This window comes from Burkholderia sp. 22088, from assembly GCF_052045915.1.
GTDB classification, from domain to species: domain Bacteria; phylum Pseudomonadota; class Gammaproteobacteria; order Burkholderiales; family Burkholderiaceae; genus Burkholderia; species Burkholderia cepacia.
On sequence record NZ_JBQEPY010000009.1, the window covers coordinates 44,290 to 70,441 of the forward strand.

Here is a 26,152-nt window from a genome sequence, read left to right on the forward strand (position 1 = left end):
TCAACCCTGCCGGGCGGGCGCCGGCTCGCCCGTCATCCCGCCCGTCGCCTGCCGGCGCGCCGCGCCGCCGTCCCGCGTGCCATTCCTGTCAACCGCCACGTCTCGCTCCTTGCTTCCTGTTGATTCGCGAACGGCGCCGTTTCACGGCGCCCGCCTGCCGCATTTCTTGATCGGCAACAAATTCTGGATTTACGAATAGTAAAACCAATTACGAATAGTGAAATCAACGTAAACCCTAGGCGAAGGCTCGGAGACGGGATAACCATATAAGTGAAACGCCGAGCCGACCTTGGCCGGCACTGCTAATATCAAGCTACGAGGCGGCCCGTTCGGCCGCCGTTTTTCCTTCTTACGCCGATGATTCCGCCCACCATTCCCGAGCTGGTCGCCCGTGCCGGGCAACTGCCGTATCTGCGGGATCACCTCGCGCTCGCCGATGGCGGCACCGCAAGCGCGAACCTGCCCGAGCGCACGCTCGGCAGCGCCTACGAACCGATCTACGACGTGACGATGCCGGGCGCACCGCAATCGACGTCGTTCGCCGACGCCATCGAGCGCTATGGCGACGAGCTCGGCTTCCAGGCCGTGACGGTCGTCACGGGCGCGCCGCACGATCCGGTCGACTCGGCCGTCGACGACCAGACGCTCGTGGCGATCGACCGCCTGTCGCGCGCGCTGCACGCGATCAATTTCTTCGGCGCCCAGCGCCACGGGCTGTTGTTCCTGCGCGTGCACGAACGCCTGCTGAAGAGCGTGAAGTACGACCACGGCAAGCATTTCTCGTCGGTGCTGCAGCGCTTCGGGCTGCCGACCGAGCGGATCGTGATCGAGCTGCCGGCGGTCGCGGTCGCGCACAAGACCTTCCTCGGCTACCTGACACGCAGCTACCAGCATCACGGCTTCAAGGTGGCGGACAAGCTGCCCGACCCGGGCCGCATCCTCGCGGTCGAATCGGACATGGCGCGCCCCGACTACATCAAGATGGATGCGGGCATCGCGTTGCGCGACGGGATGGTCAAGGCGCTCGTCGCGTATGCGCAGCGCGTGCGGATTCCGCTGATCTTCGACGGCGTCGTCGACGAAACGCAGTGCGAACTGCTGCGCCAGCACGACGTGCGGTTCATGCAGGGGCCGGTGTTCGCGAAGGTCGTGACGGCCTGAACGGATGAGGTAGCCGGCGCACGCGGGGAGCGGCGCGCCGGATGCGCGGCGAGGGTGTGGCGCCGCTTGAAGAAGGATGAAGCGATCGGGTGACCCGGCGCGACCCGCGGCTCGACGCCTGCCCGTCGGTGCAGACGGTTACCGCCTACGCGCTTCCGCCATCGTCGTACTTGGGCAGATCGTCGTCGATCTCGATGCCCGGGAAACGATCCCCATACCAGACGTGCCACGCCGGACGTAGCCGCGACGGCTCATCGAGCGTGGCGTAATTGATCTCGACCGTTTTCGGTGCGTCGATCAGCCGGTATTCGAGCTGCGCGCCGCAACGGCCGCAGAAGCGCCGCTCGCCCCACGCGCTCGACGCGTAGACGGTCGGTTCGCCCTGCAGGTATTCGAACGCGTCGATCGGCACCGATGCCGATGCGACGACCGCCGCACCGGTCGTGCGCTGGCAGAGCCGGCAGTGGCAGAAGCCAGCGTCGGTCGGGACTTGGGCGATACGGTAGCGGATTGCGCCGCACGCGCATCCGCCTTCCATGGATTCCGGGTGAGACATCGCAGACCTCGTCGTCGGGAAGCTGGCGAACGATGATGAGCGCGGTTCGAGCGCGGCACAAGAGACGGCGGCAGCCGCCGCCCGCCGTCACCATCCCCCTCACCTTCACCGGCGGCGACGCGGTTGCGGTGCGAGGGCAACGCGCGCCGCGTTTCTCAGGCCGTCTGCCCGAGCCGCTGCGCGAGCGCCTTCAGCTTCGGCCCGACCTGCGTGCGAAACACCTCCTCGTCCATCGACGATGCGGGGCCGCTGCAGCTCAGGATCAGCCAGCGCCCCTCGCGCGGCTCGCGAAACGGCACGGCCGCCGCGTTGACGTCCATGTGCCACGCCCGGAACGAATAACAGCAACCGCCCGCCGAGAACTCGGCCACCGCGTGCTGCGCGGCGGCGACGAGCGCATCGGCGTCGGCCGCGCCGCCGGCCGCGCGGTGCAGCTCCGCATAGAGCGCGCGGCGCACGTCCTCCGGCTGCACGGCCAGGTACGCGCGCCCCATCGAGCTCGTCAGCATCGACAGCCGCGAGCCGGGCGCGAGCCCGAGCGTCAGCGCGGTCTCGCTGCGGATCGTCTCCAGATAGATCATGTCGAGCCCGTCGCGGCAGCCGAGCGACACGGCCGCGCCGATGTCGCGCGCGAGCGCCTGCATGTGCGGCCGCGCGAGGTCGAGCGTCCCCGAGCCGGACAGCAGCGCGTAGCCGAGCGACAGCACGCCGGCGTCGAGCGCATACTTTCCGAGCGTCTCGTCGTAGCGCAGGTAGCCGAGCACGGTCAGCGTATAGGCGAGCCGGTTCACGGTCGCCTTCGGCAGTCCGGTGCGCTCCGCGAAGTCGCGGTTGCCGAGCATCGTCTCGCCGGGCCGGAATGCGCGCAGCAGGTCGAGCCCGCGCGCGAGCGCGACGACGAACTTGCGCTCGTCAATCGTGGTTTCGTCGATGGTTGAAAGTGTCATCTGGTGCTACACTGGGTTCGATTTGCAAAACATTGTTCCGCACAGCGGAACATCAGTCAAGCGAACTTTTGGCATGGGGCCCGGCTGGAAGACCGGACCGACCGCTAAGCATGGGGCCAGAGTAAGCGCTGAAGCGCCAACTCTGCCCGACAGGAGATGAGACGATGAGTGCTGCAACTTTTCATTGGGACGATCCGCTGCTGCTCGACCAGCAACTGACCGAAGAAGAGCGGATGGTGCGCGACGCGGCGCAGGCGTATGCGCAGGACAAGCTCGCCCCGCGCGTCACCGAGGCGTTCCGCCATGAGCGCACCGACGCCGAAATCTTCCGCGAGATGGGCGAAGTCGGCCTGCTCGGCCCGACGATTCCCGAGGAATACGGCGGCCCCGGCCTCAATTACGTGAGCTACGGACTGATCGCGCGTGAAGTCGAACGCGTCGATTCGGGCTACCGGTCGATGATGTCCGTCCAGTCGTCGCTCGTGATGGTGCCGATTTACGAATTCGGCTCCGACGCGCAGAAGCAGAAATACCTGCCGAAACTCGCGACCGGTGAATGGATCGGCTGCTTCGGGCTGACCGAGCCGAACCATGGCTCCGACCCGGGCAGCATGGTCACCCGCGCGACGAAGGTGCCCGGCGGCTATTCGCTGTCCGGCGCGAAGATGTGGATCACGAACTCGCCGATCGCCGACGTGTTCGTCGTGTGGGCGAAGCTCGAGGAGAACGGCAAGGACGCGATTCGCGGCTTCATTCTCGAGAAGGGCTGGAAGGGCCTGTCGGCGCCCGCGATCCACGGCAAGGTCGGGCTGCGCGCATCGATCACCGGCGAGATCGTCCTCGACGAGGTGTTCGTGCCGGAAGAGAACCTGATGCCGAACGTGAGCGGCCTGCGCGGCCCGTTCACGTGCCTGAACTCGGCCCGCTACGGGATCGCGTGGGGCGCGCTGGGCGCCGCCGAATCGTGCTGGCACACCGCGCGCCAGTACGTGCTCGACCGCCAGCAGTTCGGCCGGCCGCTCGCCGCGAACCAGCTGATCCAGAAGAAGCTCGCGGACATGCAGACCGAAATCACGCTCGGCCTGCAAGGCGTGCTGCGCCTCGGCCGGATGAAGGACGAAGGCACGGCGGCCGTCGAAATCACGTCGATCATGAAGCGCAACTCGTGCGGCAAGGCGCTCGACATCGCCCGGCTCGCGCGCGACATGCTCGGCGGCAACGGCATCTCCGACGAATTCGGCGTCGCGCGCCACCTCGTGAACCTCGAAGTGGTCAACACGTACGAAGGCACGCACGACATCCACGCGCTGATCCTCGGCCGTGCGCAGACGGGCATCCAGGCGTTCTTCTGATCGTACGGCTACGGCGCGCCCGGCAGCCATGCCGCGCCGCGCACGCATAAACGACACGGCCCGCCCGGCATCACTGCCGGGCGGGCCGTTTTTCATCGGATCCGCGCTCCGGGCTGGCGGCCCGGTACGCGTTCACGTGCCGCAGATGCTTACTTGTTCGGCTGCGGCGTGAGGCGCAGATACGGACGCACTGCTTTGAAGCCCTTCGGGAAGCGCTTCTTCAGCTCTTCCGGATCCTGCAGCGACGGCACGATCACGACGTCGTCGCCATCCTTCCAGTTGCCGGGCGTCGCGACCTTGTAGTTGTCGGTCAGTTGCAGCGAGTCGATCACGCGCAGCACTTCGTCGAAGTTGCGCCCCGTGCTGGCCGGATACGTGATGATGAGCCGCACCTTCTTGTTCGGGTCGATCACGAACAGCGAACGCACCGTCAGCGTTTCGTTCGCGTTCGGGTGGATCATGTCGTACAGCTGCGAAACCTTGCGGTCCGCATCGGCGATGATCGGGAAGCCGACGACCGTCGACTGCGTTTCGTTGATGTCGTTGATCCAGCCCTTGTGCGATTCGACACCGTCGACCGACAGCGCGATCACCTTCACGTTGCGCTTCTCGAATTCGCCCTTCAGCTTCGAGGTCAGCCCGAGTTCGGTCGTGCATACCGGCGTGTAGTCGGCCGGATGGGAGAACAGGACACCCCAGCCGTCACCCAGCCACTCGTGAAACTTGATCGGGCCCAGGCTCGATTCCTGCTCGAAATCCGGTGCGATGTCGCCAAGACGCAGACTCATGATGTTCCCTCCTCGAACGATGCTGGTTGAAACCGCGCCCGGGTCGGCGCGGGAAAGTGTGTCAGCTTACGGGAAGCAATGGGGCATGCGAACGATTATTCCGTTTGATATTCATACTTTTTTGTCATTTTTGCCCGGTGTCGGTGCAGCGCGGGCAGCCCTGCGGGAAACTTTTCACCCCGTTTGCCGCTCTGTTGATCATTACAAGTCGTTTACCATGCGGTCTTGCGCTGCCGTCGTGTGTCTTCCCGGCTCGCCAGCAGGCAGGCGTTTCGCTACGATGTGAACCTGCAGCATGACAGCATGAAGGGAGTTGCAATGTCGGAAATCAACAAGGAGAAACTGATGTCGGATATCAAAACCGTTCTCTCGGACGCCGAAGACCTGCTCAAGCAAGCTGCGAGCAGCACGGGCGACCGTGCGGCCGAGCTGCGCGAGAAAGCCATGTCGCGCCTGAAGCAGGCCAAGGAAAAGGCAGCCGACGTCCAGGTCGTCGTGGTCGAGAAAGGCAAGAAGGCCGCACGCGCGACCGACGATTACGTGCACGAGCATCCGTGGACGTCGATCGGCGTCGCCGCCGGCGTCGGCGTGCTGATCGGCCTGCTGATCAACCGCAAGTAACGCGCCCTGCGTCGTTCCGTCCCGCGGGCCGCTTCACGCGGCCTGCGGGCGTCGAAGCCAGCCGGCGGTTTCCGCCGGCCGGCTTTGTCCTAGCTGCACACTGCACGCGCACGCACCTCACCCATGACGACAGACACCACCTCGCAGCCGTCCGGCCAAGGACCGCTGCGCCGCCTCGTCGGCTCCGCGATCGGGCTTTTGCAAACACGCCTCGAACTGGTGGGCATCGAGCTTGCCGAGGAGAAGGAGCGCCTGATGGGCGTGCTGTTCCTCGGGCTCGCCGCGATGATGCTCGCGACGATGGCACTCATCAGCCTGACCGTACTCGTCGCGATCGCGTTCTGGGATACCTACCGCTGGCAGTCGCTCGCGGCGATCACCGCGCTCTATGCCGCAGGCGGGATCGCGTGCGCACTGAAAGCCCGTTCGGGCCTGCGCGACGCGCCGACCGTATTCGAGGCGACGCTCGCCGAACTCGAGAAAGACCGCGAACTGTTCCGCGGCAAGCCGTGAACGCAGTCGCGCTCACCCCTCCCACCTACTTCGCCGACGCGCCATGAGCCAGAACGTCACGGGCAATTCCCCCCGCTCCCATTCGTCGCGATCGAACTGGAGCGCGTCGCAGCATCGCGCGCTCCGCAAGGAACTGCTGATCCTGCGATCCGAAGTCGAGCGGCTCGAACTCGCGGAAGCCGCCGGCGAAATGCGCCAGGCCGTCACGCGCTTCAGCTGGCTCAAGGTGTTCATCCCCGGCCTGTCCAGCAACAAGTTCAGCCAGTCCGCCAAGAACCTGAACGCGAGCCTCGGCCAGCTCGTCAACCAGTATCCGATGCTGAGTTCGCTCGCATCGCTCGTGCTCGCCAAACCCGTTCGCTCGCTGCTGCGCGCGAGCGCGGGGCCCGCGCTGAAGTGGGGCACCCTCGGTTTCGCTGCATGGGAGGTCTACCGGATCTGGAAGGCGTCCCGCAACGAGCGCGGGCTCGACGCGCACGACGACTGATCGTCGCCATCCTGCGCGCACGGCCATCCGCCGTGGCGCGCCTTTCATTCGAACTCAACGCACACCCCAGCACGCGGCGACCTGTTCGTCGACGGCATCACTTCGGACATTGCCCTTCGTCCCGTCCGAGCGCAGCGTGAATGCGCCGCATGCATCGCCGTGCATCGGGCCGGTGTCGAGCGGAATGGCTTCCAGCTCATAGCTCACGGGCGAATCGTCGCCGTCCGGCCACCGGAGCGCCAGACGATAGACCACGCGCCCGTCCGGCGGCGCTTGCGCGAGTGCCGCGGGCAACGCCGAAGGCGGCACCCCCTCCAGTGTTTCGAGATATTGGGCCGCCCGGTACAGCGCGGCGACTGCCGATGCGCGATGAGCGCGCGCCACATGCTCGCGATACGACGGGATGCCCCATCCGGCCAGCACCGCGACGATCGCGAGCACGATCATCAGCTCGATCAGCGTGAATCCCGCCGAGCGTTGCATGGATGGGCGACCGCTCATCGAAGCACCGTCGCGACGTGACGCCAGCGCAAGGCGACGATGTGTCCGTCGCGGATCGCGACCTGATGCTGCAGCCAGACGGCGCTCGATGCATGCGCACCGACACCCCGCGCGGTGACCACGTACGCACGGGCATCGGCCGGCCCGGCCCCACGCCACGCTTCGATCAGGCATCGCGGCGGTTGCACGACCGTCGGCCATCCTGCGAACGGCTCGAACGCTTCGGCCGCCGCCAGCGCCGGCGTGCGCCGCCACGCGTCGGGCTCCGCGTGCGACTCGCCTTCGCTTACGTAGGGCGCCGAGCCCCGGCGCAATCGCGCGGTGCACGCGGCAAGCGCGGCATCGGCCGCGTGAAATGCGACCAGCCGATCGGACAACGCGCGCGTGCGGCGCGATTCCATCAGTGCAGCTTCGAACCACGTGCCTGTCAGCGCCGCAACCGCCGCGCCGACCGCGATCACCGCAGGCAATGCAAGGCCCGCTTCGCGACGCCGATAGCGGATGGTTGACCGCAAGCGCATGTGCAACGCTCGCCGTCTCGACGCCAGGGCCTCCGCACCCGCAGCCCGCCGCGGGTCTTCGCCACTTGTCGCGACACGCTCGTGCGGGTTGCCTGCCGCGACGCATCCCGACCGCTGCGGCACGTGCCGCCCCGCTCCGTTCATCGCAGCACCTCGCGGTCCTCCGTTGCATCGCGCGGCGTATCGTCAAATGCGCCCGCGACATTCCTCAATGCGACGATGCGATCGAGCGTCATGCGCGCGCGGCCGTCTTGTGCAACGACGGTGCGGCCATCGCAGTCGACGTGCCGCGCCGGCTCGCCCGACGGTTCACCGCGCGCCCGCACGCAGACATGCACGGCCACGACCTCGTGCCAGTCGTCGACGCGCATGGCATCGGCATCGACGAACTGCGTGCCGTCGCGACGAAGATAGCGCACCCGCAACTGATCGATTCCCGACACGACCGGCTGTGGCGTGCCCGGACGGCCGTTTCCTTCGCAATACAGTTCGGGCTCGCCCGTCGACGGACTAACGTGCACATCGAAGCGGTTCTCCACCGGCGCACGTTCACCGGCCCCGCCGATACCCTGCCCGAGGCAATCCGGCACCTGGCCGCTAACGGTGGGCCACGTCGACACGGCGTCGCCGACATACCGGATCAGCAGCGCATCCGATGCAGCGCGCACGGGCTCGCACCGTACTTGCGCGCCACGTCCCCTCACACGCGCCATCGAACAACCGAACACCGGCGGCAACGACGACACGCCCCCTGCATCGAGCGGCCGGAATCCTGCCATCTGGATCTGCTGGCCGATCAGCATCAGTGCGGTGCCGGCCGCGTCGCGCATCCGGAACCCGTCGTCCGCACGCCGCTGGGCGATGCGCTGCGCGTGGAGCAGCGCAACGGCCGCCGCGAGCACGAGCAGACCGACGGTCATCGCAATCAATACTTCAAGCAGCGTATGCGCACGCATGCGGCGATCAGCGTTCATCGGCGTCAGTCTCCCGATACGGAATCCGGACGCAAGACGACGGCTGCGTCGGCCTGCCCGTCGCATCGCATCGCGGCCCGGTAGCCGAATGACCGCCGCGCCAGCCGACAACCGCGTAGCTGGCGCCACCCGGCCCATCGCCACGCATCATCGCGCCGCCGGGTAGCGACGCCGCTGCCCGCGCCGCGAGGCCATCGTCAGCCTGCGCGGCTACGTGCAAGCGCTCGATACGCGCATCAGCCAGCCACAGCGCGCGTTCACGCCAGATCGTCGCGCGCTGCGCACGCGTCATCGCAAGCTGGCTGCCCGCCACAGCCAGCATTACGGCCGCGAGGAGCGCGACGGCCAGCATCGCTTCGAGCAACGACGTGCCGCGCATTGCGTTGCGCATCATGACACTCACGCCGCGTCGCAACGGCCGGCGACAACCCGCGCCCGGCCGCCTGCCGCAATCCGCACGCAACGCGACGCACGTGTGGCGTCAGCCTCCGATACGTCGCGTCGTGGACTCAATTCGAACCGCCGGATACCACCGATTGCCTGACCGACCGGCGGCGCAAACGCGAGATCGTGCGCCGCACCCGCGACAGCCACTTCGGCATCGCGCGGATAGCGCCTCAGCACGCGTGACTGCCCGTCGACCTGCCCGCTGACGATCCAGTCGCACGACCATTCGGCCGGATCGCACCGTTCACCCGCACGCAAACAGGCGCCGCCGCTCCCGGCCCTGCACAGCGTGACACGCACGCCGAGGCGCATCGCCTCGGTACGTGCAAACGACAGCGCGCCGAGCAGCGCGCGCGAGCGTGCATCCACACGTTCACGCATGCGCCACTGATCGAACGCGGGCGCCGCATGGAGCGCGAGCCCGGCCGCCAGCGAGAGCGCGACCATCAGCTCGACAAGCGTGAACCCGCCCGAGCGGCGCAACACATTTTTCAGGGGTAAAGCGTGCAGTCCCATCGCAGCCGTCCTTCGCCAAGGTGATGCGACGACTGTAGCGACGCGTGCGGACGCGCGCCATTTGCCGAACGGCCGACTGGCGGCATGCGATCGCGACCGACACAATCGGCGCGAACTGATCCAACGGAGAAGACGATGAACGGACGCAGCGCGTCAGCGCTTACGCGGAGTCTTGGCGGGAGAGGCGCGACGGAACTCTTCGATCACGTCGGCAAATTCGGAAACGTCCTCGAACCGGCGATACACCGATGCGAAGCGGACATAAGCGATCGTATCGAGGCCGCGCAACTCGTTCATCACGAGTTCGCCGAGCTTCTCGCTACGCACTTCGCGCTCGCCTGTCGCGAGCAGTTGATACTCGATGCGGGCGACCGCCGCGTCGATCGCGTCGGCAGCAACCGGCCGCTTGCGCAGCGCGAGTTGCATGCTGGCGACGATCTTGCGACGGTCGAATTCCGTGCGGCTGCCGTCCTTCTTCACGACGAACGGCAGGGACAACTCGACCCGCTCGTACGTCGTGAAGCGCTTGTCGCAAGCCGAGCAGCGACGGCGCCGCCGGATCGCGGCGCCATCTTCGGACACGCGCGAGTCCACGACCTGCGTGTCGTCATGCCGGCAGAACGGGCAGCGCATCGTCGATCAGCGATAGACCGGGAAACGCTTGGTCAGCTCGGCGACCTGCGCGCGCACGCGCTCGATCGTCGCTGCATCTTCCGGGTTGTCCAGCACGTCAGCGATCAGGTTGCCCACCTGTTCCGCTTCCGCCGGACCGAACCCGCGCGTCGTCATCGCCGGCGAGCCCAGGCGCACGCCGCTCGTCACGAACGGCTTTTCCGGATCGTTCGGGATCGCGTTCTTGTTGACCGTGATGTGCGCGGCGCCGAGCGCGGCTTCCGCTGCCTTGCCCGTGATGTTCTTCGCGCGCAGGTCGACCAGCATCACGTGGCTTTCCGTGCGGCCCGACACGATGCGAAGGCCGCGCTTCACCAGCGTTTCAGCCAGCACGCGTGCGTTCTCGACCACCTTCTCCTGGTACGCCTTGAATTCCGGCGACAGGGCTTCCTTGAACGCCACCGCCTTGCCCGCGATCACGTGCATCAGCGGGCCGCCCTGGATCCCCGGGAAGATCGCCGAATTGATCGGCTTCTCGTACTCCGCCTTCATCAGGATCACGCCGCCGCGCGGGCCGCGCAGGCTCTTGTGCGTCGTCGTCGTCACGAAGTCCGCGTGCGGCACCGGGTTCGGGTACACGCCTGCCGCGATCAGGCCGGCGTAGTGCGCCATGTCGACCATCAGGTACGCACCGACCGACTTCGCGATCTTAGCCAGACGCTCGAAATCGATCTTCAGCGAGAATGCCGACGCGCCCGCGACGATCAGCTTCGGCTTGTGTTCCTGCGCAAGCTTCTCGGCCGCTTCGTAGTCGATGTCTTCGTTCTCGTTCAGGCCGTAGCTCACCACGTTGAACCACTTGCCCGACATGTTCACCGGCGAACCGTGCGTCAGGTGGCCGCCGTGCGCGAGGCTCATGCCCATGATCGTGTCGCCCGGCTTGAGCATCGCGAAGAACACGCCCTGGTTCGCCTGCGAACCCGAGTTCGGCTGCACGTTCGCCGCTTCCGCGCCGAACAGCTGCTTCACGCGATCGATCGCCAGCTGCTCGACCACGTCCACGTATTCGCAGCCGCCGTAGTAACGCTTGCCCGGATAGCCTTCCGCGTACTTGTTCGTGAGCTGCGAACCCTGCGCGGCCATCACCGCCGGGCTCGTGTAGTTTTCCGACGCGATCAGCTCGATGTGATCTTCCTGGCGGCGGTTTTCCTGCTCGATCGCAGCAAAGATTTCGGGATCGACGTTCGCGATGGTGCTTTGGGCTCTGTCAAACATACGGTTTCCGTTAAGTGTGTACAGGTTGACCGAAGTGGCCGAGTACGGTGCGCTGCTGGCGGGACCAGCTCGACGTGGCGGAGGAATCCGTATGACGCGAGGCAGGACAGCCACCGGCGATGCACGCGACGGCGCACAACGGCTGCCCAGGCGAACGGCAAAAACGGCGCCCCGCGCTTCACGGTGGGATGCTCCACCTTGAACCCGAAGGGTTCTATCGCCAGTCACGCAGGGGTGATGAGCGCGTTAGTGTATTGGATGCGTCATGAATAGGCAACCGCACGGCGGTGCGCCCGGAGCAATTGGGGCCAGACTCTACGCGCCCGTGCCGGAACGCTTTGCCGCCTTGCCGCGGTGCGGCATTCTCAGTAGGCTTGCGGGATATCACCCGCTATTTTGTCTTCGACCAGGAGCAGCAATGATCGTGTTCGTCACAGGCGCGTCCGCCGGCTTCGGCGCCGCCATCGCCCGTGCCTTTGTCAACGGAGGCCACCGCGTCGTCGCGACCGCGCGTCGCAAGGATCGTCTCGATGCGCTCGCCGCCGAACTCGGCGATTCCCTTCTGCCGCTCGAGCTCGACGTACGCGATCGCGCGGCCGTCGAGGCCGTACCGGCCGCCCTTCCCGCCGAATTCGCGGCGATCGACGTGCTCGTCAACAACGCCGGCCTCGCGCTCGGCGTCGAGCCGGCCCAAAAGGCCAGCCTCGACGAATGGCACACGATGATCGACACGAACTGCACGGGCCTCGTCACGGTCACGCACGCGCTGCTGCCCGGCATGATCGAGCGCGGCCGAGGCCATATCTTCAATCTTGGCTCGGTCGCGGGTTCGTACCCTTATGCCGGCGGAAACGTCTACGGGGCGACCAAGGCTTTCGTCAGACAATTCAGCCTGAACCTGCGCGCCGACCTGCTCGGCACGCCGTTGCGCGTCACCGACGTCGAGCCCGGCCTGTGCGGCGGCACCGAATTCTCGAACGTTCGTTATCGCGGCGACAACGAAAAAGCGGCGAACGTCTACAACAACGTCCAGCCGCTCATGCCCGAGGACATCGCCGACACGATCTACTGGATCGCGACGCGCCCGGCGCACGTCAACGTCAACACGATCGAGCTGATGCCGATCGCGCAAGCACCCGGCGGCCCAACCGTCCACCGCGGCTGAAGCCCCGCTGGCCGGCCCCTCCGGGCCGGCCCGCAGTGTGCTGCCGCATACTACATTCCGTTACGAATCGGTTACGAATCAGGCTCCTGCCTTCCGGTAGAATGCGCGCCATGACCCAGCCTACCCGCTCCCCGGAAGCGCCCTCCGGCTTCATCTGGCCGGTGCGCGTGTACTACGAGGATACCGACGCAGGCGGCATCGTCTTCTATGCCAACTACCTGAAGTTCTTCGAACGCGCCCGCACCGAGTGGCTGCGCGCATGCGGCATCGACCAGCGTCGGCTCGCCGACGATACCGGTGCGATCTTCGTCGTCCGCAGCACGTCGCTCGACTACCGCGCACCGGCGCGACTCGACGACACCCTGGCGATCACGAGCCGGCCCGGACGCATCGGCCGCGCATCGGTGGAGTTCACGCAGGAAGCCTGGTGTGGAGACACGCTGCTCGTGGCCGGGCACATCCGCCTCGGTTGCGTCGACCGTACCGGCATCCGGCCCGCGGCGATCCCGCCGGCCGTGCTCGACGCGCTGGAACGCGGGCCCGTCATCGACGACGGACAGACTGCACTGTCAACGAAGCTCGCATGAGCGCCGTTTAGACACAGCCTATGAACTTGCCTTTCTGATTCGATACTAAGCAAGGTTCGGCGCCAGGCATGGCCGGCGCGCCGCGCCGCACGCATACCGGGCGCCCCGAAGGGACGTTACTCAAACCTCTATGAACACTTCTCAAGACCTGTCGATCATTTCCCTCGTCCTCAACGCGAGCGTGCTGGCCCAGGCCGTGATGGGGCTGCTGCTGCTGCTGTCGCTGATGTCGTGGACCTTCATCTTCCGCAAGTGGTTCGCGATCCGCCGCGCACGCGCGCAGACCGAACGCTTCGAGAAGGACTTCTGGTCGGGCGGCGACCTGCAGGCGCTGTACCAGAGCGCAGCCAACAACCGCCACACGATCGGCGCGCTCGAGCGGATCTTCGAATCGGGCATGCGCGAGTTCCTGAAGGCGAAGGAAAAGCGCATCAGCGATCCGGGCCTCGTGCTCGACGGCGCACGCCGCGCGATGCGCGCGTCGTTCCAGCGTGAAATGGACGTGCTCGAAGCGAACCTCGCGTTCCTCGCGTCGGTCGGCTCGGTCAGCCCGTACATCGGCCTGTTCGGCACGGTCTGGGGGATCATGAACTCGTTCCGCGGCCTCGCGAACGTGCAGCAGGCCACGCTCGCGAACGTCGCGCCAGGCATCGCCGAGGCGCTCGTCGCCACCGCGATCGGCCTGTTCGCCGCGATTCCGGCCGTGGTCGCGTACAACCGCTACGCGCACGACATCGACCGCCTCGCGATCCGCTTCGAGACCTTCATCGAAGAGTTCTCGAACATCCTGCAGCGTCAGGCCCAGTAAGGAGCGCGCCATGGCAGGAAGCCCCATCCGATCCAGCATGCGCGGCGGCCGCTCGCGCCGTGCAATGGCCGACATCAACGTCGTGCCGTACATCGACGTGATGCTGGTGCTGCTCGTGATCTTCATGGTCACCGCACCACTCGTCGCCCCGTCGATCATCAACCTGCCGACCGTCGGCAACGCCGCGCCGCAGGAGCAGACGCCGCCCGTCGTCGTCAACATCAAGGCCGATCGCACGATGAGCGTCAAGTACAAGGGCGACTCGGGCGCGACCCAGGAAGACACGATGACGAAGGCCGAGCTCGACAGCTTCATCGTGGCCCGGCAGGCCGATCATCCCGACCAGCCGGTCGTGATCGCGGCCGACAAGACCGTGCAGTACGATGCGGTCATGACCGTGATGTCCGATCTGAAGGCGCGCGGCGTCAAGCGCGTCGGCCTCCTCGTCAAATCGCAATGAACCGGCAGCAATCCACGCGCAGCTCCGCCTACCCGCCTCAGCCTCCCCGCGAGCGCGGTACCTGGCGCGCATTCGCGCTCGCCGCGCTGATGCACGTGCTGCTCGCGCTGTTCCTCTATCACGGCGTGCAGTGGCAGAACAGCACGCCGGCCGGCGCCGAAGCCGAGCTATGGACCGAGGTGCCCGACGTGCCCGCGCCGCGGCCCGTCGTCACGCCCACGCCGCCCGTGAAGGTCGCGCCGCCCGCTCCCCCCGTGCGCGACGAGCAGGCCGACATCGCGCTGCAGCAGAAGAAGCGGCAGCAGGAAGCGGCCGCGCGTGAAGCGCTGCTCGAGCAGCAGCGCCGCGCACAGCAGTTGAAGGCGCAACAGGAAGAGGAAGCGCGGCGCGCGCAGCTTGCCGCGCAGCAGGCAGCCGCACTCGCCGCGCAAAAGGCCGCGGAACGCGACCGGCAGAAACAGGCCGACAAGCTCAAGCAACAGCAGCTTGCCGAACAGCAGAAGCTTGAGCAGCAGAAGCTCGAACAGCAGAAACTCCAGCAGCAGAAGCAGGCGCAGCTCGAAGCGCAGCAGGCGGCGAAGGCGAAGGCCGACGCGGCCGCGAAGGCAAAGGCGGAAGCCCAGGCCAAGGCGAAGGCCGAAGCCACGGCACGCGCGAAGGCCAATGCGGCGGCGAACGCGAAGCTCGACCGCGAGCGCAGTGCGCGCCTCGCGCAGATGCAGGGCCTGTCCGGCGCCGGTGAAGGCGGCGGCGAAGGCCTCGCGAAAAGCGGCACCGGCACGGGTTCCGGCGGCAATGCCGCGACGCCCGGCTATGCCGACAAGGTGCGCCGCCGCGTCAAGCCAAACATCGTTTGGGGCGGCGAGCGGGCAGGCCTGACCACCGTCGTCAAGATTCGGTGCACGCCGTCCGGTGACGTATTGAGCGCATCGGTCTCCCGCTCCAGCGGGAATTCGGGGTGGGATCAAGCCGTGGTCAATGCGATCCACGCATCGGTCCCGTTGCCGCCCGATTCTAACGGTCGTACCCCGTCGGACATTACGATTACCTTCAAGGCGGCGGAGTGAAACGAAATGCGCTTACACTCCGGGCGTCGCTGTCGGACGGGAACGAATCGGGTATTTTTACTGTCTCTGCCGTTGCGCAGCGATCCAAGCCATACGGGAAGCAAGAAGCATGAGTTTGATGACAAAGCTAGGTTTCAGGGCACTCGTGGCCTCGTGTCTGATTACGGCGGGCAGCGCCGCTAACGCCCAGGTCAACGTGCTGATCACCGGTGTCGGGTCGACCCAGTTCCCCATCGCCACCGCGAATTTCGCGAACGAGGCGAACCTGCCGCAGCAGGTCACGTCGATCGTCCGCGCCGACCTCGCCCGCAGCGGCAAATTCACCAACATCGACGCAGGCAGCACGCCCGTGCCGGAAACCGCATCGGTCGATCTCGGCGCATGGAAGGCCAAGGGCGCCAATGCGTTCGTCGCCGGCAGCGTGAACCGCGAAGCGAACGGCCAGTACAAGGTCAACTTCATCCTGTACGACACCGTGAAGCAGCAAAGCCTCGGCGGCCTGTCGCTGACGGCCACCGACACCACGCTGCGCACGGCCGGCCACAAGATCGCCGACTACATCTACCAGAAGCTGCTCGGCGTGCGCGGCGTGTTCGCCACGCGCCTGTCGTACGTGATCAAGACCGGTAACCGCTACCAGTTGCAGATCTCGGATTCGGACGGCCAGAACGCGCGCATCGCGCTGTCGAGCACCGAGCCGATCATCTCGCCGTCGTGGTCGCCGAGCGGCACGAAGGTCGCGTACGTGTCGTTCGAGCGCAAGAAGCCGATCGTCTACATCCACGACCTGCCGACCGGCCGCCGCTACATCGTCTCCGACCAGAAGGGCAACAACAGCGCACCGGCATGGTCGCCGGACAGCAACACGCTGGCCGTCGCGCTGTCGCTGACGGGCAATACGCAAATCTATTCGGTCAATTCGACGGGCGGCGGCCTGCGCCGCCTCACGCAGAGCAGCTCGATCGACACCGAGCCGTTCTACTCGCCGGACGGCCGCTGGATCTACTTCACGAGCGATCGCGGCGGTGCGCCGCAGATCTACCGGATGCCCGCACAGGGCGAAAGCGCCGGCGCCGCGCAGCGCGTGACCTTCACCGGCAGCTACAACACGAGTCCGCGTATCAGCCCGGACGGCAAGCTGCTCGCTTACATCTCCCGCACGGGCGGGGGCTTCAAGCTGTACGTTCAGGATCTGCAATCGGGCGCGGCGAACGCCATCACGAATACGAATCGCGACGAATCGCCGAGCTTCGCGGCAAACGGCCAGTACCTTCTGTACGCTACCCAGTCGGGTGGTCGCAATGTTCTGGCAGCAGTGCCCTCCGACGGCAGCGCGCCGCCGCAAATCCTGTCCGTCCAGGGCGGCTCCGTACGTGAGCCGTCGTGGGGGCCCTTCATGCAATGACCACAAGGAGAGTAACCATGATGTCGAATAAAGCTCGTCTGGCCCTGGCCGTGATGATGATCAGCGCGCTCGCAGCGTGCAAGTCGGGCGTGAAGCTCGACGACAAGGCCAACAACGCGGGTGCGGTCAGCACGCAGCCGAGCGCCGACAACGTCGCGCAAGTGAACGTCGATCCGCTGAACGACCCGAACAGCCCGCTCGCGAAGCGCAGCATCTACTTCGACTTCGACAGCTATTCGGTGAAGGACGACTACCAGTCGCTGATGCAGCAGCACGCCCAGTACCTGAAGAGCCACCCGCAGCGCCACGTGCTGATCCAGGGCAACACCGACGAACGCGGCACGAGCGAGTACAACCTCGCGCTGGGCCAGAAGCGTGCGGAAGCCGTCCGTCGTGCGATGGCACTGCTCGGCGTGAACGATTCGCAGATGGAAGCCGTGAGCCTCGGCAAGGAAAAGCCGCAGGCAACGGGTCACGACGAAGCATCGTGGGCGCAGAACCGTCGCGCCGACCTCGTCTACCAACAGTAAGTAACGGAAGAATCGCCGTATGACGCACCGTGTATCCCTGCTGCGCGTTGCCGCAGCATTCTGCGTCGCGGGCGCGGCGTGGTCGGTCGCGCCGGCGCACGCCGGCGTGTTCGACGACAACGAAGCGCGCCGCGCCGTGCTCGATCTGCGCACCAAGACCGACAACCTGGCCAGCCAGTTGTCGGCCGCCCAGCGTACGATCCTCGATCAATCCGGCCGTCTCGACCAGCTGAACCAGCAGGTCGCGACGCTGCGCGGCGAGAACGAGGATCTGACGAACCGGCTGACGACGCTCGAACGGCAGCAGAAGGAGTACTACCAGGATCTCGACACGCGGCTCAAGAAGTTCGAGCCGCAGCAGGCGACGATCGATGGTGTCGAAGGCACCGTGCAGCCGGGTGAAACGGATGCGCTCAATGCGGCGCAACAGCAGTTCCGCAACGGCAACTTCAAGGCGGCCGCGGCTTCGTTCCGCGCGTTCATCGCGAAGTATCCGCAGAGCCCCTACCAGCCGACCGCGCAGTACTGGTACGGCAATGCGCAATACGCACTGCGCGACTACCGCGGTTCGACTGCAACGTGGCAAGGGATCGTCAGCAAGTTCCCGCAGCACCCGCGCGCGGCCGATGCCCTCGTGGCGATCGGCACGAACCAGCTCGAGCAAGGCCAGAAGGCGGCCGCGAAGAAGACGTTCGAGCAGGTCGTTTCGCAGTACGCCGGGTCGAATGCTGCACAGACGGCGCAAGGCAAGCTTGAAACGATCAAATAATTATCGCGGCGGGTTGTTGACAGCCTGACACTCCGTCGCTATAATCTTTTGCTCTTTGGGTCGTTGCCCAAGTTGTTCAAGCAACGAACCAACAGGTTTCAAGAACGTGGGGTGGTAACTCAGTTGGTTAGAGTATCTGACTTTTAATCAGAGAGTCGAGGGTTCGAGTCCCTCCCACCCTACCAACTATCTTTGATAGTGCAAATAAAGCCTCCCAAGCGGAGGCTTTTTTGCGTCTGTCGCATCCGTGTCGATGGCAGGCATCTCCGCGATGCCTGCCGCACTACCCAGCGCCCTCCCCCCGGCTTCGGCAGAAGCGACTTTCCCTTCAAGCCGGCGCAAAGAAAGCCATCGTGAACGCGATCGAGATGATCGACTCGAGCCACATGTTCGTGAACGTGTCGACTGTTGCGCCGGCTTGCGGCCTGGCCGGGTCGTAGCGCACGGGCACCGTGTCGCCGAACTCCACCGTCACGAAGCTCCCCGGAAACGATACGCGTTCGCCGCTTTTCGTCACGAGCTCGATCAACGGGTGATGCGCGCCGTGGGTCAACCGGACGACCGTCCCCTGCACGGCAACGGACGCTCCGATAACCGCGAGCCCCGTTCGTCGATCGTTTCCGCACCCCCACACCGCCAGGATCGTGCCGATCGCCAGCGCCACGTAATTGAACCTCGCAGGCTTGTCGACCATCATGTTCCTGGTATCGATCCGCTCATGATTCCCGCCCCGTCCACGCGTCAACGCGTCAACGCACGCTGACGTCGCGCAGCACCTCGCCATATCCCGCATACAGATTGCCGTCAGACAGCAACTGCCGCTGCACGAGCTGCCGATGCACGGCCGGCAGGTGATGGAACGGCATCCGCGTGAACAGGTGATGCTCGATGTGGAAATGAATCGCGTGCGGGCCGAACAGGAACGTCTGCCACGAACGCCGGGCGATCGTGCGCGCGTTGCGGCTCTGGTCGGCATCTGCCGGCAGCCCCGCGTGCTCGAAGATCGCGCGCACCTGCCCGGCGAGCGGCAGCAGCGTGACGGACGGCACGATCCACAACGTGACGTACAGCAGCGGATGTCCGGCCCACGCGAGCGCACCGAACAGCACACCGTTGCCTGCGAGCATCGACACGACCTCCCACGCGGCATACGCGCGCGACTTCCCGACCTTCGGCAACGCATGGGCGAACTCGCCGCGGGCGAGCTTCACGACACTCGTCACGTAACCGATCCCGCACGCGTACGCGAACAGGCGACCGATCAGGCGCCCGCGCGTCACCGGATAGTCGTGCACACCGAACAGCAGCGCGACGGGATCGTCCGGCTGCATCGGCGCGCGATGGTGCTTCAGATGGCCTGCACGATACGTACGCAGCGACAGCCACAGCGGGCCGGCCGCGAACAGCTGGCCCAGCGCGTCGTTGACGCGCTGGTTCCGCGCCAGCAACCCGTGCGCGCCTTCGTGCATCATGACCGCGAGCGCCAGCTGGCTGCGCGCGATCACGACCGCTGCCAACGCGTACACGAGCGGATGCACAAACGCGATCGCAACGGCGAACGCAGCGGCAATCATCAGCCAGTCGCCCGCCAGCGCCGCACCGACACGCGCCGCGCTCACGCGAAACAACGCGGGATCGGGCACGAACCGCGCCAGCTCAGCATTCGACCCGGCCGGGTGCACGCGGGTATCCATCAGGCGAGCCTCCTGCGCGGCGAACGCCGCTCGACCCACCACGCACTGACCATCGCGAGCGCCACGCCGCCCAGTACATCGGCGACCGTATGCTGCTTGAGCGTCAGCGTCGACGTGCAGATCAGCAGGCCGACCGTCACGGTCACGAGCCGCCGCCGGTCCGCCAGCATCCGGCAGGCCAGACACGTCACCGCGACGTGCAGGCTCGGAAAGCCGTTGGCCGCGAGATCGAGCTGCCACATGCGCGCGAGGCGGTGGCGTACGAACGCGTTGCCGATCTCCGCGACGTCGGGTCTCGGCACGGCTTCCGGAAACAACAGAAAACACACGACACCGAGCACGAACGCGATCAGCACCGCTTCCTTGAACGCGGCGAACGCAGGCGGCCGGGCATACCCGGCAAGCGCAATCACGAACGGAAAGAAGCCGACATAGACGAACCACGACCACGCGATGAACGGAATCCGCGCATCGATCGCCGTGGCGAACACATGGCGCGGCGTGACGCCGCGCTCCAGCAGAAAGAAGATCGCGAGACCGGCCGCCATGCCGAACGTCGCGGCCAGCATCTGCCGGATATCGGGCCGGCGATCGTCACGAAACGACAGTGAATTCATCGTGGTGCCGGCTCCTCGCATCGCGTATCCGCATCGGCCACCTGCGCGCACGGACGCAGCGCGAGGAGGCGCGACGTCCACGCATCCACGCGCGCACGCGCATGCTCGCGGCCGGCGATCGTTCCTGCCTGCGTACCGGGATCGCGCATCAGCTCGGCCGCGGCCTGCCCGACTTCCCGCCGGAACGCGGCCGCATCGCCGCGCCATGTGACGACGCGGTGCACGAGTTGCAGGCGTGCAGCGCGCGCGGCGTTGCTCGCCTGCTCGGGCTGGTCGGACTGGACGAGCAGGATCGGGCGGCGATACACGCGTGCGATCGACAGCGCGGCCATGCCGGGTGCCGACACGATCAGTGGTGCATGGGCGGCCCGCGTCACCCAGTCGGCATCGACGCCGGTCCAGCCGTCGTGCCCCGCATAGCCCTCGCCCACACGGTGTGCGGCGAGCCCCGCGTCGCGCATGCCGGCCGACAACGCATCGGCGAGCGCGATATCGCGGAAGTGCGGATTCAGATAGACGGCTGCGGCGGCCGGCTCCGAGGCCGGCCGTTCGGCAACGATCGGCACCGGAGTCGGCAGCCGGCAATGCGCGTGGGCCTGCCGGACTTCGTCGGCGGCATCATATGCGAAATCGTGTTCGATGCAGCCCCGCGCCGAATCGATCTGCCAGTCGACGATCCGTGCGAAAGCGCGCGCCAGCACACGCGGCAGCCGCGCATCGAAATTCGCGGTCAACGCGCGGCGCAGGCTGCCGCCGTACACGTGCACGACGCGGCGCCGCCAGCCCGGCATCGCGCCCATGAACAGCAGCGCCGGATGAAACGAGTCGTTGATCACGAGATCGGCATCGCGGCCGATCGCACGCAGCCGCGCGATGTCGCGCAGCATGCGCGTCGGCCGGAACACGTAATGCGCGACATTGCGATCGGTCGCATCGCGCAGCATGTTCTGCCGCTCGTCGAACTGCACCGCGTAGTGACGGGACAGCACGGCTGCGTCGATGTCGAACGCGGCCAGGAACGCCTGCCCCGCATCGGACGTCGTCAGCACGTCGACCTGCGCGCCGCCCGCACGCAACGCATGCACGAGCAGTTGTGCACGCATCAGGTGGCCGCGCGCGTCGGCCGTCGCGAGATAGACGATCCGCGGCATCATGCGCGCGGACGAAGCGACTGGAGCCAGCCGGCCGCGTACATCGCCAGCGCGCCCGTCACGCCGAAACCGGCTTCGATCGCGCGGATCTCGTCCAGCAACGCGGCGAGCCGCGCAAGCTCGGACGGCGCGACGAGACGGCGCAGCGTGTCCGCGCAGAGCCGGACGTGCCGCGTCTCGTCCGCGAGCACGCGCGAGAGCAGCGGATACAGCGGATGGGCAGCGCCGATCGTCGCGCAGTGGCGCGCGAGCACACGCATCGCCATCTGTTCCGCGCACAGCCCCGTCGCATAGGCCGGCACGAGCACGCCTTGCGCGAAATGCGGCGCATGGCGCTGCGCGAGCCGGCGCCACCGCATGATCTTGCGCCGGCTCAGCCAGTCCGGCTCGTGCGGCGCGGTCGACGGCGCGACGCCGCGTGCGCGCAGCGCATCGGCGAACGCGGCCGCGTGGCGACGCTCGTCCGCGAGATGCTGCTCGATCCGCGGCGCGAGCCAGTCCGGCGGCTGGCCGGTCCAGTCCTCGTGCAACGCGCACTCGGTCGCTTCCTCGCCGATCAGGTACATGCGCAGCACCCAGCGCTCGCCATGCGTGCTGCGATGAAGCTGCCGGATCGCCGCCCGCTTGATGCGATCGACGAGGTATGCGCGCACCCGCGCCGCACCGCGCGGCGCGGGCGCATCGAGACAGTCGAAGCGCCCATCGGGCGCCGCCGGCGGCGACGCGGGAAGCTCGCCTGCCGCGGTCATGCCGGCACGCCCCGTGCGGACGCGGATTTCGTCGCGGATGCCGCGGCGGCGGCCGGATCGCGACGCCATCCGAGGATCAGGCCGATGAAGCTTTCCTGCATGAACGCATACGCGGACGCGGTCGCCCCCGGGAATGCCTCCTCGCGGCCGTTCACGCGCAGGTAACCGTTGCCGTCGCGCGCGCCGAATTCGATCCGGTCGCTCTTGCGGAAACCGCGCTCGCGCACGTCTTTCAGCAGCGCACTGCCGTCGAGACCGAACAGGAACAGCTCGCGCTGCGCGACCCACACCGGAATGTGATCGCTCAGTGCGTCGAAACGGATCGACCACGTGCCCGATGCCAGTGCGCGATCGACGTCCGCATCGTGCGGCGCGCTCGACGTGAAGCTCGCGCGCGCGACCGACTTCGTCAAGCCGCCGACGCCGAGTGCGATCGTGATGTCGTCCGCGGACGGCTGCTTCGGATCGGTCGCGCTCACCTTCACGAGATGCCGCGCGAGCCGCGATGCCAGCGACGGATGCGCGAACAGCGCCAGCATTTCATCCGGCGTGAGCACGTCGTGCTCGCCATCGCCCTCCTTCACGCGCACGCGATACGGATCGATCCGGACATCGGTGAACGTGCCGTGCACGGGCGCATGTACGTACACGTCACGGTCCCATTTCGCGCCGTCGCGACGCAGCAGCAGGTGCACGCTCAACGGCACGCGCCGGCCGTCGCGGTCGACGCCCGTGCCCTGAAGCAGCACGTCGCCGAGCACGTCCTTCGTGCGGCGCGTCGCATCGCTCGAGAAGACGATCGCGTGCGCATCGGTATCGATGCTCGCGTGAACGTCGGGCGCATCGAGCGCGACGCGATTGCAGTCGGCGGCGGCCGCGTTCGCGAACGGGCAACCGCTTTGCGACGCGAAGTGGTAGATCCCGCGCCCCGCGTGATCGACCGGCGCGGCATGGGCGCCGGCGCTGGCGGCAAACAGGGCGACGCAGGCAACACGGGTGGCGAGAGAAGGCATGGTCGTGGTCGGAATGAAGGCAGGGTGCGGCGTATCGTGGCCGCGCGCGATGCGCGGCGCCGGTTCAATGACGGTGATAGGACAGCGCCTCGAGATCGCGCCGGGCCGATGCGCGCCCGACGAGACCGAAACCGCGCGCGAGCGCACCGAGCGTATCGACGGCGGACGCCGCGATCGTGACGCCGACGGCCGCGAGATAACGAAGAGCGCCGAGCCGCGGCAACTGCTGGCGATCGAGCGCGCGCAGGCTGTAGCCGAGCCGCATCGCCATCACGCAGAACGGGCCGAGCGGGCCGCTGCGTCCGAGCCACTGCCATCCGCGCGGCAGGTACGCGTTCACGAGATACGGCGTCAGCCCGACGCTGTCCTCTCCGCGCATCCAGCGCAGCTTCAGCGATTCGCGATGCGTGTCCGGCAGCCGATGCTCGGTATGCGCGGCCGGCGCGAATTCGACGGCCACGCCGGCCGCCTGCATCCGCAGCCCCATCACCTGGCAATGCGCTCGATAGACACCGTCGAGCGGCTCGTAGCGAAATTGCGCGAACACGTCGCGCCGGAACGCGACGTTGTTCGCGTAGAAGTTGCGCGTCGCGCTGGCGCGCAGCGGGCTCGGGAAATACATGAAATCGATCGACGTCAGCGCGATGCCAAGCACGTTCGGCGCATAGCTCGTGCGCCCCGCCACCGCGACGGGTGCATCGCCGGCTTCGCGTGCAAACGGCGCGAGCAGGTGCTCGAGCCAGTCGTCGGCCGGGCGGCAATCGGCGTCGCCGAACACGACGATGTCGCAGCGATCCGCGTCGACGCGATCGAACCCGTCGTTCTTCGCATCGTAGTAGCCGGTGCTCGCGCCGATCTCGACGAAGTCGATCGGGCAGCCGGCCAGCGCGACGATCTCCGCGCACGCATCGGCCGGCAGCCCGTCGTGCGTGATGATCCATTGCGCGAGTGCCGCGGGCGGCACGGTCTGCTTCGACAGCGCCGAAACAAGGCGCTTCAGGCTATCGACGGCCTGCGCGAGGCCGGCACCGCCGCGCAGGTTGTTCGTTTCCAGCACGAGCGCGGCCTTCGCCGCCACGGCGTGAGCCGCCGTGCGCGTGCGCGGCGAGGTTTCCGTGATGTCCGGCATCCTGAATGTCTCCATCGTCATGCGCGACGGCATGGATGAAACGAATGGGCGGCGAGCCCGCGCGCATTGGCGGATGCGGGTCGCCCGCGACCGTCGTCGCAAAACGGGCGGCCCGGAAGGCGCCCGCTTCGCGTGTGGTCACTCCTGGACGGACGGCGCCGATTCGGCGTCGGTATAGCGCGGCTTCGCGTTCTGCAGGTCGCGCGTGTTCTTCTGCACGGCCACCGAGCCGAACAGCGCGAGCACGAACGACATCGCGTAGAAGCCTTTCTCGCTCAGTTGCAGCGTCGCATTGAAGAGGCCGACGATCAGCAGCGCGATCGACAGCAGCAGCGCGATCCAGCTGAGGCCGTAGTAGATGCCGGTGACGGGAATGCCTTCCGCGCGGTCGCGCACGCTCTTCTGCAGCGAGATCGCCGCGTAGAGGCCGAACACCAGCACGGTGAAGTAGTAGCCCTTCTCGTTGAGCTGCATGCCGGCGTTCCAGAGACCGATCAGGAATGCCGCGAAACCGGCGAGCAGCGCGGCCCACGACGCGGCCACGAACGCGAACGACGGTTGCTGGATGGTGGTCTGGTTCATTGCTTTGCCCTCTCTTTCTTCTTGTTCGAAATCGTTTTCGTTGAACTGCGTTTCGCGCATGGTAGCAGCTTTGGCACGCGGCAAGACGGCTTGCTTGCAGTCTTACGATTCGCGCCGCGCGCGTCGCCAGCGCCCCGGCGTCGTGCCGAGCACCGCGCGAAACGCCTTGCCGAACGCGGCTTCCGACTGGTAACCGACCGCCTGCCCGATCTCCGCCTGCCCGCGCTGCGTGTCCTGCAGCAGCGCGCACGCATGCATCATCCGGATCTGCGCGACGAACGCGCCGACACTCATTCCGGCCCGCTCGCGGAAATGCCGGGCGTACGTCGCACGCGACATCGCGGATGTGTCGCCGAGCGACTCGACCGTCCACGGCTTCTCCGGCGCCTGCAGGACGGCCTGTACCGACGGGCCGAGCCGCGCATCGGCAGCGAGCGCAAGCCAGCCGGACGGCACGCGCGCGCCACGACCGTATGCGCGCAACGCATACGCGAGCAGCGCCTGCCCGAGCGCGTTCACGATCGCGCCGGCGCCCGGCTGCCCATTCGACGCCTCGGTACGCAGCACGCTCGTCAGCAGTTGCAGCGGTGCGAACCCCGATGCCTCGCGCAGCCCGACATGCAGCACGTGCGGCAGCGTACGCATCAGCAGTTCGCCCGCGCCGCGCGCATAGACGAACCGTCCGCAGAGCAGATCCACGCTTGCGCCGCCCGGTTCGGCCGGATCGAGATTCGTCTTGACCGGCAGCACCGCGCCGCCGCCGGCACCGTGTTCGCGCAGCGCCGCAACCGGCCGCGACCGGCCCGCGCCTGCGTCAAGCAGCTCGTGCGCGCCGCCCGCGGGCAGCAGCACGAAATCGCCGTCGGCGAGCTGCAGCGTGCGCCCTTCCGCGGTATGCAGCCGGCACGTTCCGGCCAGCACCAGGTGAAACGCCGCCTCGCCCGGCGGCAGCGGGTCGTGCGGCATCGCGAACGGCCCGCCGAGCAGGCAGCGCACGTCGAGCTCGACATGGCTGCGGCCCAGCGACAGCAGTTGACTCAGGGCATCCATGAGACGATTGCGCTAAAAATTGACACTCTAGCGTATCGAAACCCTCAGCGCGAACGATCAGAATAACCCTGCATCGCCCGAGATCGCGGCGGCCGCCGCCTTCCT

32 protein-coding genes, 1 tRNA gene and 1 riboswitch are annotated in these 26,152 nt (G+C 66.9%); of the genes, 14 read left to right on the plus strand and 19 right to left on the minus strand.

Features of this window, described 5'->3' with window-relative positions:
- Positions 1-357 precede the first annotated feature (357 nt).
- The gene (locus tag ACTJLD_RS18305; RefSeq protein WP_027788254.1) at positions 358-1,161 is read left to right on the plus strand and encodes an EAL domain-containing protein; all 804 of its coding nucleotides are present in this window, start codon (positions 358-360) and stop codon (positions 1,159-1,161) included.
- A gap of 145 nt (positions 1,162-1,306) precedes the next feature.
- Here ACTJLD_RS18305 and ACTJLD_RS18310 read toward each other — a convergent pair whose 3' ends face one another.
- Both ACTJLD_RS18310 and ACTJLD_RS18315 read right to left on the minus strand, forming a co-directional pair.
- Positions 1,307-1,717 (minus strand): GFA family protein, encoded by a 411-nt coding sequence (locus ACTJLD_RS18310; RefSeq protein ID WP_027788255.1) that lies wholly within the window; start codon positions 1,715-1,717, stop codon positions 1,307-1,309.
- A gap of 155 nt (positions 1,718-1,872) precedes the next feature.
- Positions 1,873-2,664, minus strand: coding sequence for an IclR family transcriptional regulator (locus tag ACTJLD_RS18315; RefSeq protein ID WP_027788256.1), 792 nt, complete (start codon positions 2,662-2,664; stop codon positions 1,873-1,875).
- A gap of 164 nt (positions 2,665-2,828) precedes the next feature.
- Between ACTJLD_RS18315 and ACTJLD_RS18320 the strand changes: the two genes are divergently transcribed.
- Positions 2,829-4,016 carry an acyl-CoA dehydrogenase gene (locus ACTJLD_RS18320; RefSeq protein ID WP_440659400.1) on the plus strand — a complete coding sequence of 396 codons (1,188 nt, stop codon included), beginning with the start codon at positions 2,829-2,831 and terminating at the stop codon, positions 4,014-4,016.
- Positions 4,017-4,165: 149 nt separating this feature from the next.
- Here ACTJLD_RS18320 and ACTJLD_RS18325 read toward each other — a convergent pair whose 3' ends face one another.
- A complete protein-coding gene (locus ACTJLD_RS18325) occupies positions 4,166-4,804 on the minus strand; it encodes a peroxiredoxin (protein ID WP_021157158.1) in 639 nt (212 codons plus the stop codon).
- 318 nt (positions 4,805-5,122) lie between these two features.
- On the opposite strand from ACTJLD_RS18325, the gene ACTJLD_RS18330 reads away from it, so the two are divergent.
- The 3 genes from ACTJLD_RS18330 (at position 5,123) to ACTJLD_RS18340 (ending at position 6,425) form a co-directional block, all read left to right on the plus strand.
- Complete coding sequence (locus tag ACTJLD_RS18330) at positions 5,123-5,425, plus strand: DUF883 family protein (protein WP_006494044.1); 303 nt, start codon at positions 5,123-5,125, stop codon at positions 5,423-5,425.
- A 123-nt stretch (positions 5,426-5,548) separates the two neighbouring features.
- Entirely contained in the window at positions 5,549-5,938 is a 390-nt protein-coding gene (locus tag ACTJLD_RS18335; RefSeq protein ID WP_021157159.1) for a phage holin family protein, read from the plus strand.
- Positions 5,939-5,981: 43 nt separating this feature from the next.
- Entirely contained in the window at positions 5,982-6,425 is a 444-nt protein-coding gene (locus tag ACTJLD_RS18340) for a DUF3318 domain-containing protein (protein ID WP_059698903.1), read from the plus strand.
- A 54-nt stretch (positions 6,426-6,479) separates the two neighbouring features.
- On the opposite strand, the gene ACTJLD_RS18345 is transcribed toward ACTJLD_RS18340, so the two are convergent.
- From ACTJLD_RS18345 to glyA, 7 genes are all read right to left on the minus strand, one after another.
- Positions 6,480-6,926 (minus strand): type IV pilin protein, encoded by a 447-nt coding sequence (locus ACTJLD_RS18345; RefSeq protein WP_416360329.1) that lies wholly within the window; start codon positions 6,924-6,926, stop codon positions 6,480-6,482.
- Positions 6,923-7,447 carry a hypothetical protein gene (locus ACTJLD_RS18350; RefSeq protein WP_440659401.1) on the minus strand — a complete coding sequence of 175 codons (525 nt, stop codon included), beginning with the start codon at positions 7,445-7,447 and terminating at the stop codon, positions 6,923-6,925. The genes ACTJLD_RS18345 and ACTJLD_RS18350 overlap by 4 nt, the downstream gene beginning before the upstream one ends.
- A gap of 140 nt (positions 7,448-7,587) precedes the next feature.
- A complete protein-coding gene (locus ACTJLD_RS18355; protein WP_440659402.1) occupies positions 7,588-8,421 on the minus strand; it encodes a PilW family protein in 834 nt (277 codons plus the stop codon).
- Complete coding sequence (locus ACTJLD_RS18360; protein WP_440659403.1) at positions 8,411-8,800, minus strand: hypothetical protein; 390 nt, start codon at positions 8,798-8,800, stop codon at positions 8,411-8,413. The genes ACTJLD_RS18355 and ACTJLD_RS18360 overlap by 11 nt, the downstream gene beginning before the upstream one ends.
- A 20-nt stretch (positions 8,801-8,820) precedes the next feature.
- Positions 8,821-9,384 carry a GspH/FimT family pseudopilin gene (locus ACTJLD_RS18365; protein WP_027788262.1) on the minus strand — a complete coding sequence of 188 codons (564 nt, stop codon included), beginning with the start codon at positions 9,382-9,384 and terminating at the stop codon, positions 8,821-8,823.
- 153 nt (positions 9,385-9,537) lie between these two features.
- Positions 9,538-10,017, minus strand: coding sequence for a transcriptional regulator NrdR (gene nrdR, locus ACTJLD_RS18370; RefSeq protein WP_006476792.1), 480 nt, complete (start codon positions 10,015-10,017; stop codon positions 9,538-9,540).
- Between the two features lie 6 nt (positions 10,018-10,023).
- A complete protein-coding gene (gene glyA, locus ACTJLD_RS18375) occupies positions 10,024-11,271 on the minus strand; it encodes a serine hydroxymethyltransferase (RefSeq protein WP_021157166.1) in 1,248 nt (415 codons plus the stop codon).
- Between the two features lie 137 nt (positions 11,272-11,408).
- Positions 11,409-11,509, minus strand: a riboswitch (ZMP/ZTP riboswitch).
- A 180-nt stretch (positions 11,510-11,689) separates the two neighbouring features.
- Here glyA and ACTJLD_RS18380 point away from each other — a divergent pair.
- The 9 genes from ACTJLD_RS18380 to ACTJLD_RS18420 all read left to right on the plus strand — a co-directional run bounded on the left by ACTJLD_RS18380 (position 11,690) and on the right by ACTJLD_RS18420 (position 18,247).
- Entirely contained in the window at positions 11,690-12,436 is a 747-nt protein-coding gene (locus ACTJLD_RS18380) for an SDR family NAD(P)-dependent oxidoreductase (RefSeq protein ID WP_027788264.1), read from the plus strand.
- Positions 12,437-12,537: 101 nt separating this feature from the next.
- Entirely contained in the window at positions 12,538-13,023 is a 486-nt protein-coding gene (ybgC, locus tag ACTJLD_RS18385; RefSeq protein ID WP_042973175.1) for a tol-pal system-associated acyl-CoA thioesterase, read from the plus strand.
- Between the two features lie 130 nt (positions 13,024-13,153).
- Positions 13,154-13,831, plus strand: coding sequence for a protein TolQ (gene tolQ / locus ACTJLD_RS18390; RefSeq protein WP_021157170.1), 678 nt, complete (start codon positions 13,154-13,156; stop codon positions 13,829-13,831).
- Positions 13,832-13,841: 10 nt separating this feature from the next.
- The gene (gene tolR / locus ACTJLD_RS18395) at positions 13,842-14,291 is read left to right on the plus strand and encodes a protein TolR (protein WP_011351075.1); all 450 of its coding nucleotides are present in this window, start codon (positions 13,842-13,844) and stop codon (positions 14,289-14,291) included.
- Positions 14,288-15,358: a cell envelope integrity protein TolA gene (gene tolA / locus ACTJLD_RS18400; RefSeq protein ID WP_059698891.1), complete on the plus strand. Its 1,071-nt coding sequence runs from the start codon at positions 14,288-14,290 to the stop codon at positions 15,356-15,358. The genes tolR and tolA overlap by 4 nt, the downstream gene beginning before the upstream one ends.
- Before the next feature lie 109 nt (positions 15,359-15,467).
- Positions 15,468-16,763 (plus strand): Tol-Pal system beta propeller repeat protein TolB, encoded by a 1,296-nt coding sequence (gene tolB / locus ACTJLD_RS18405; RefSeq protein ID WP_027788267.1) that lies wholly within the window; start codon positions 15,468-15,470, stop codon positions 16,761-16,763.
- A gap of 17 nt (positions 16,764-16,780) precedes the next feature.
- Positions 16,781-17,293 (plus strand): peptidoglycan-associated lipoprotein Pal, encoded by a 513-nt coding sequence (pal, locus tag ACTJLD_RS18410; protein ID WP_021157174.1) that lies wholly within the window; start codon positions 16,781-16,783, stop codon positions 17,291-17,293.
- Between the two features lie 19 nt (positions 17,294-17,312).
- Positions 17,313-18,062: a tol-pal system protein YbgF gene (gene ybgF, locus ACTJLD_RS18415; RefSeq protein WP_021157175.1), complete on the plus strand. Its 750-nt coding sequence runs from the start codon at positions 17,313-17,315 to the stop codon at positions 18,060-18,062.
- A 108-nt stretch (positions 18,063-18,170) separates the two neighbouring features.
- Positions 18,171-18,247: transfer RNA gene (locus ACTJLD_RS18420), tRNA-Lys, on the plus strand.
- 143 nt (positions 18,248-18,390) lie between these two features.
- Here the strand turns inward: ACTJLD_RS18420 and ACTJLD_RS18425 are convergent.
- From ACTJLD_RS18425 to ACTJLD_RS18465, 9 genes are all read right to left on the minus strand, one after another.
- Positions 18,391-18,756: a DUF3592 domain-containing protein gene (locus ACTJLD_RS18425; RefSeq protein WP_440659404.1), complete on the minus strand. Its 366-nt coding sequence runs from the start codon at positions 18,754-18,756 to the stop codon at positions 18,391-18,393.
- 55 nt (positions 18,757-18,811) lie between these two features.
- Positions 18,812-19,756 carry a fatty acid desaturase family protein gene (locus ACTJLD_RS18430; RefSeq protein WP_440659405.1) on the minus strand — a complete coding sequence of 315 codons (945 nt, stop codon included), beginning with the start codon at positions 19,754-19,756 and terminating at the stop codon, positions 18,812-18,814.
- Positions 19,756-20,373 (minus strand): phosphatase PAP2 family protein, encoded by a 618-nt coding sequence (locus ACTJLD_RS18435; RefSeq protein WP_124533975.1) that lies wholly within the window; start codon positions 20,371-20,373, stop codon positions 19,756-19,758. The genes ACTJLD_RS18430 and ACTJLD_RS18435 overlap by 1 nt, the downstream gene beginning before the upstream one ends.
- Positions 20,370-21,527, minus strand: a complete 1,158-nt coding sequence (locus ACTJLD_RS18440) for a hypothetical protein (RefSeq protein WP_440659406.1) — start codon at positions 21,525-21,527, stop codon at positions 20,370-20,372. The genes ACTJLD_RS18435 and ACTJLD_RS18440 overlap by 4 nt, the downstream gene beginning before the upstream one ends.
- Positions 21,524-22,273 carry a hypothetical protein gene (locus ACTJLD_RS18445; RefSeq protein ID WP_440659407.1) on the minus strand — a complete coding sequence of 250 codons (750 nt, stop codon included), beginning with the start codon at positions 22,271-22,273 and terminating at the stop codon, positions 21,524-21,526. Before ACTJLD_RS18445 ends, ACTJLD_RS18440 begins: the two co-directional genes overlap by 4 nt.
- Entirely contained in the window at positions 22,270-23,286 is a 1,017-nt protein-coding gene (locus ACTJLD_RS18450) for a hypothetical protein (RefSeq protein ID WP_440659408.1), read from the minus strand. Before ACTJLD_RS18450 ends, ACTJLD_RS18445 begins: the two co-directional genes overlap by 4 nt.
- Before the next feature lie 64 nt (positions 23,287-23,350).
- The gene (locus ACTJLD_RS18455; protein WP_440659409.1) at positions 23,351-24,415 is read right to left on the minus strand and encodes a glycosyltransferase; all 1,065 of its coding nucleotides are present in this window, start codon (positions 24,413-24,415) and stop codon (positions 23,351-23,353) included.
- A gap of 138 nt (positions 24,416-24,553) precedes the next feature.
- Positions 24,554-24,997: an inner membrane protein YiaA gene (gene yiaA, locus ACTJLD_RS18460; protein ID WP_027788274.1), complete on the minus strand. Its 444-nt coding sequence runs from the start codon at positions 24,995-24,997 to the stop codon at positions 24,554-24,556.
- Between the two features lie 102 nt (positions 24,998-25,099).
- On the minus strand, positions 25,100-26,047 hold the full coding sequence (locus ACTJLD_RS18465) for a cupin domain-containing protein (RefSeq protein WP_060193565.1): 948 nt from the start codon (positions 26,045-26,047) through the stop codon (positions 25,100-25,102).
- Positions 26,048-26,152 lie beyond the last annotated feature (105 nt).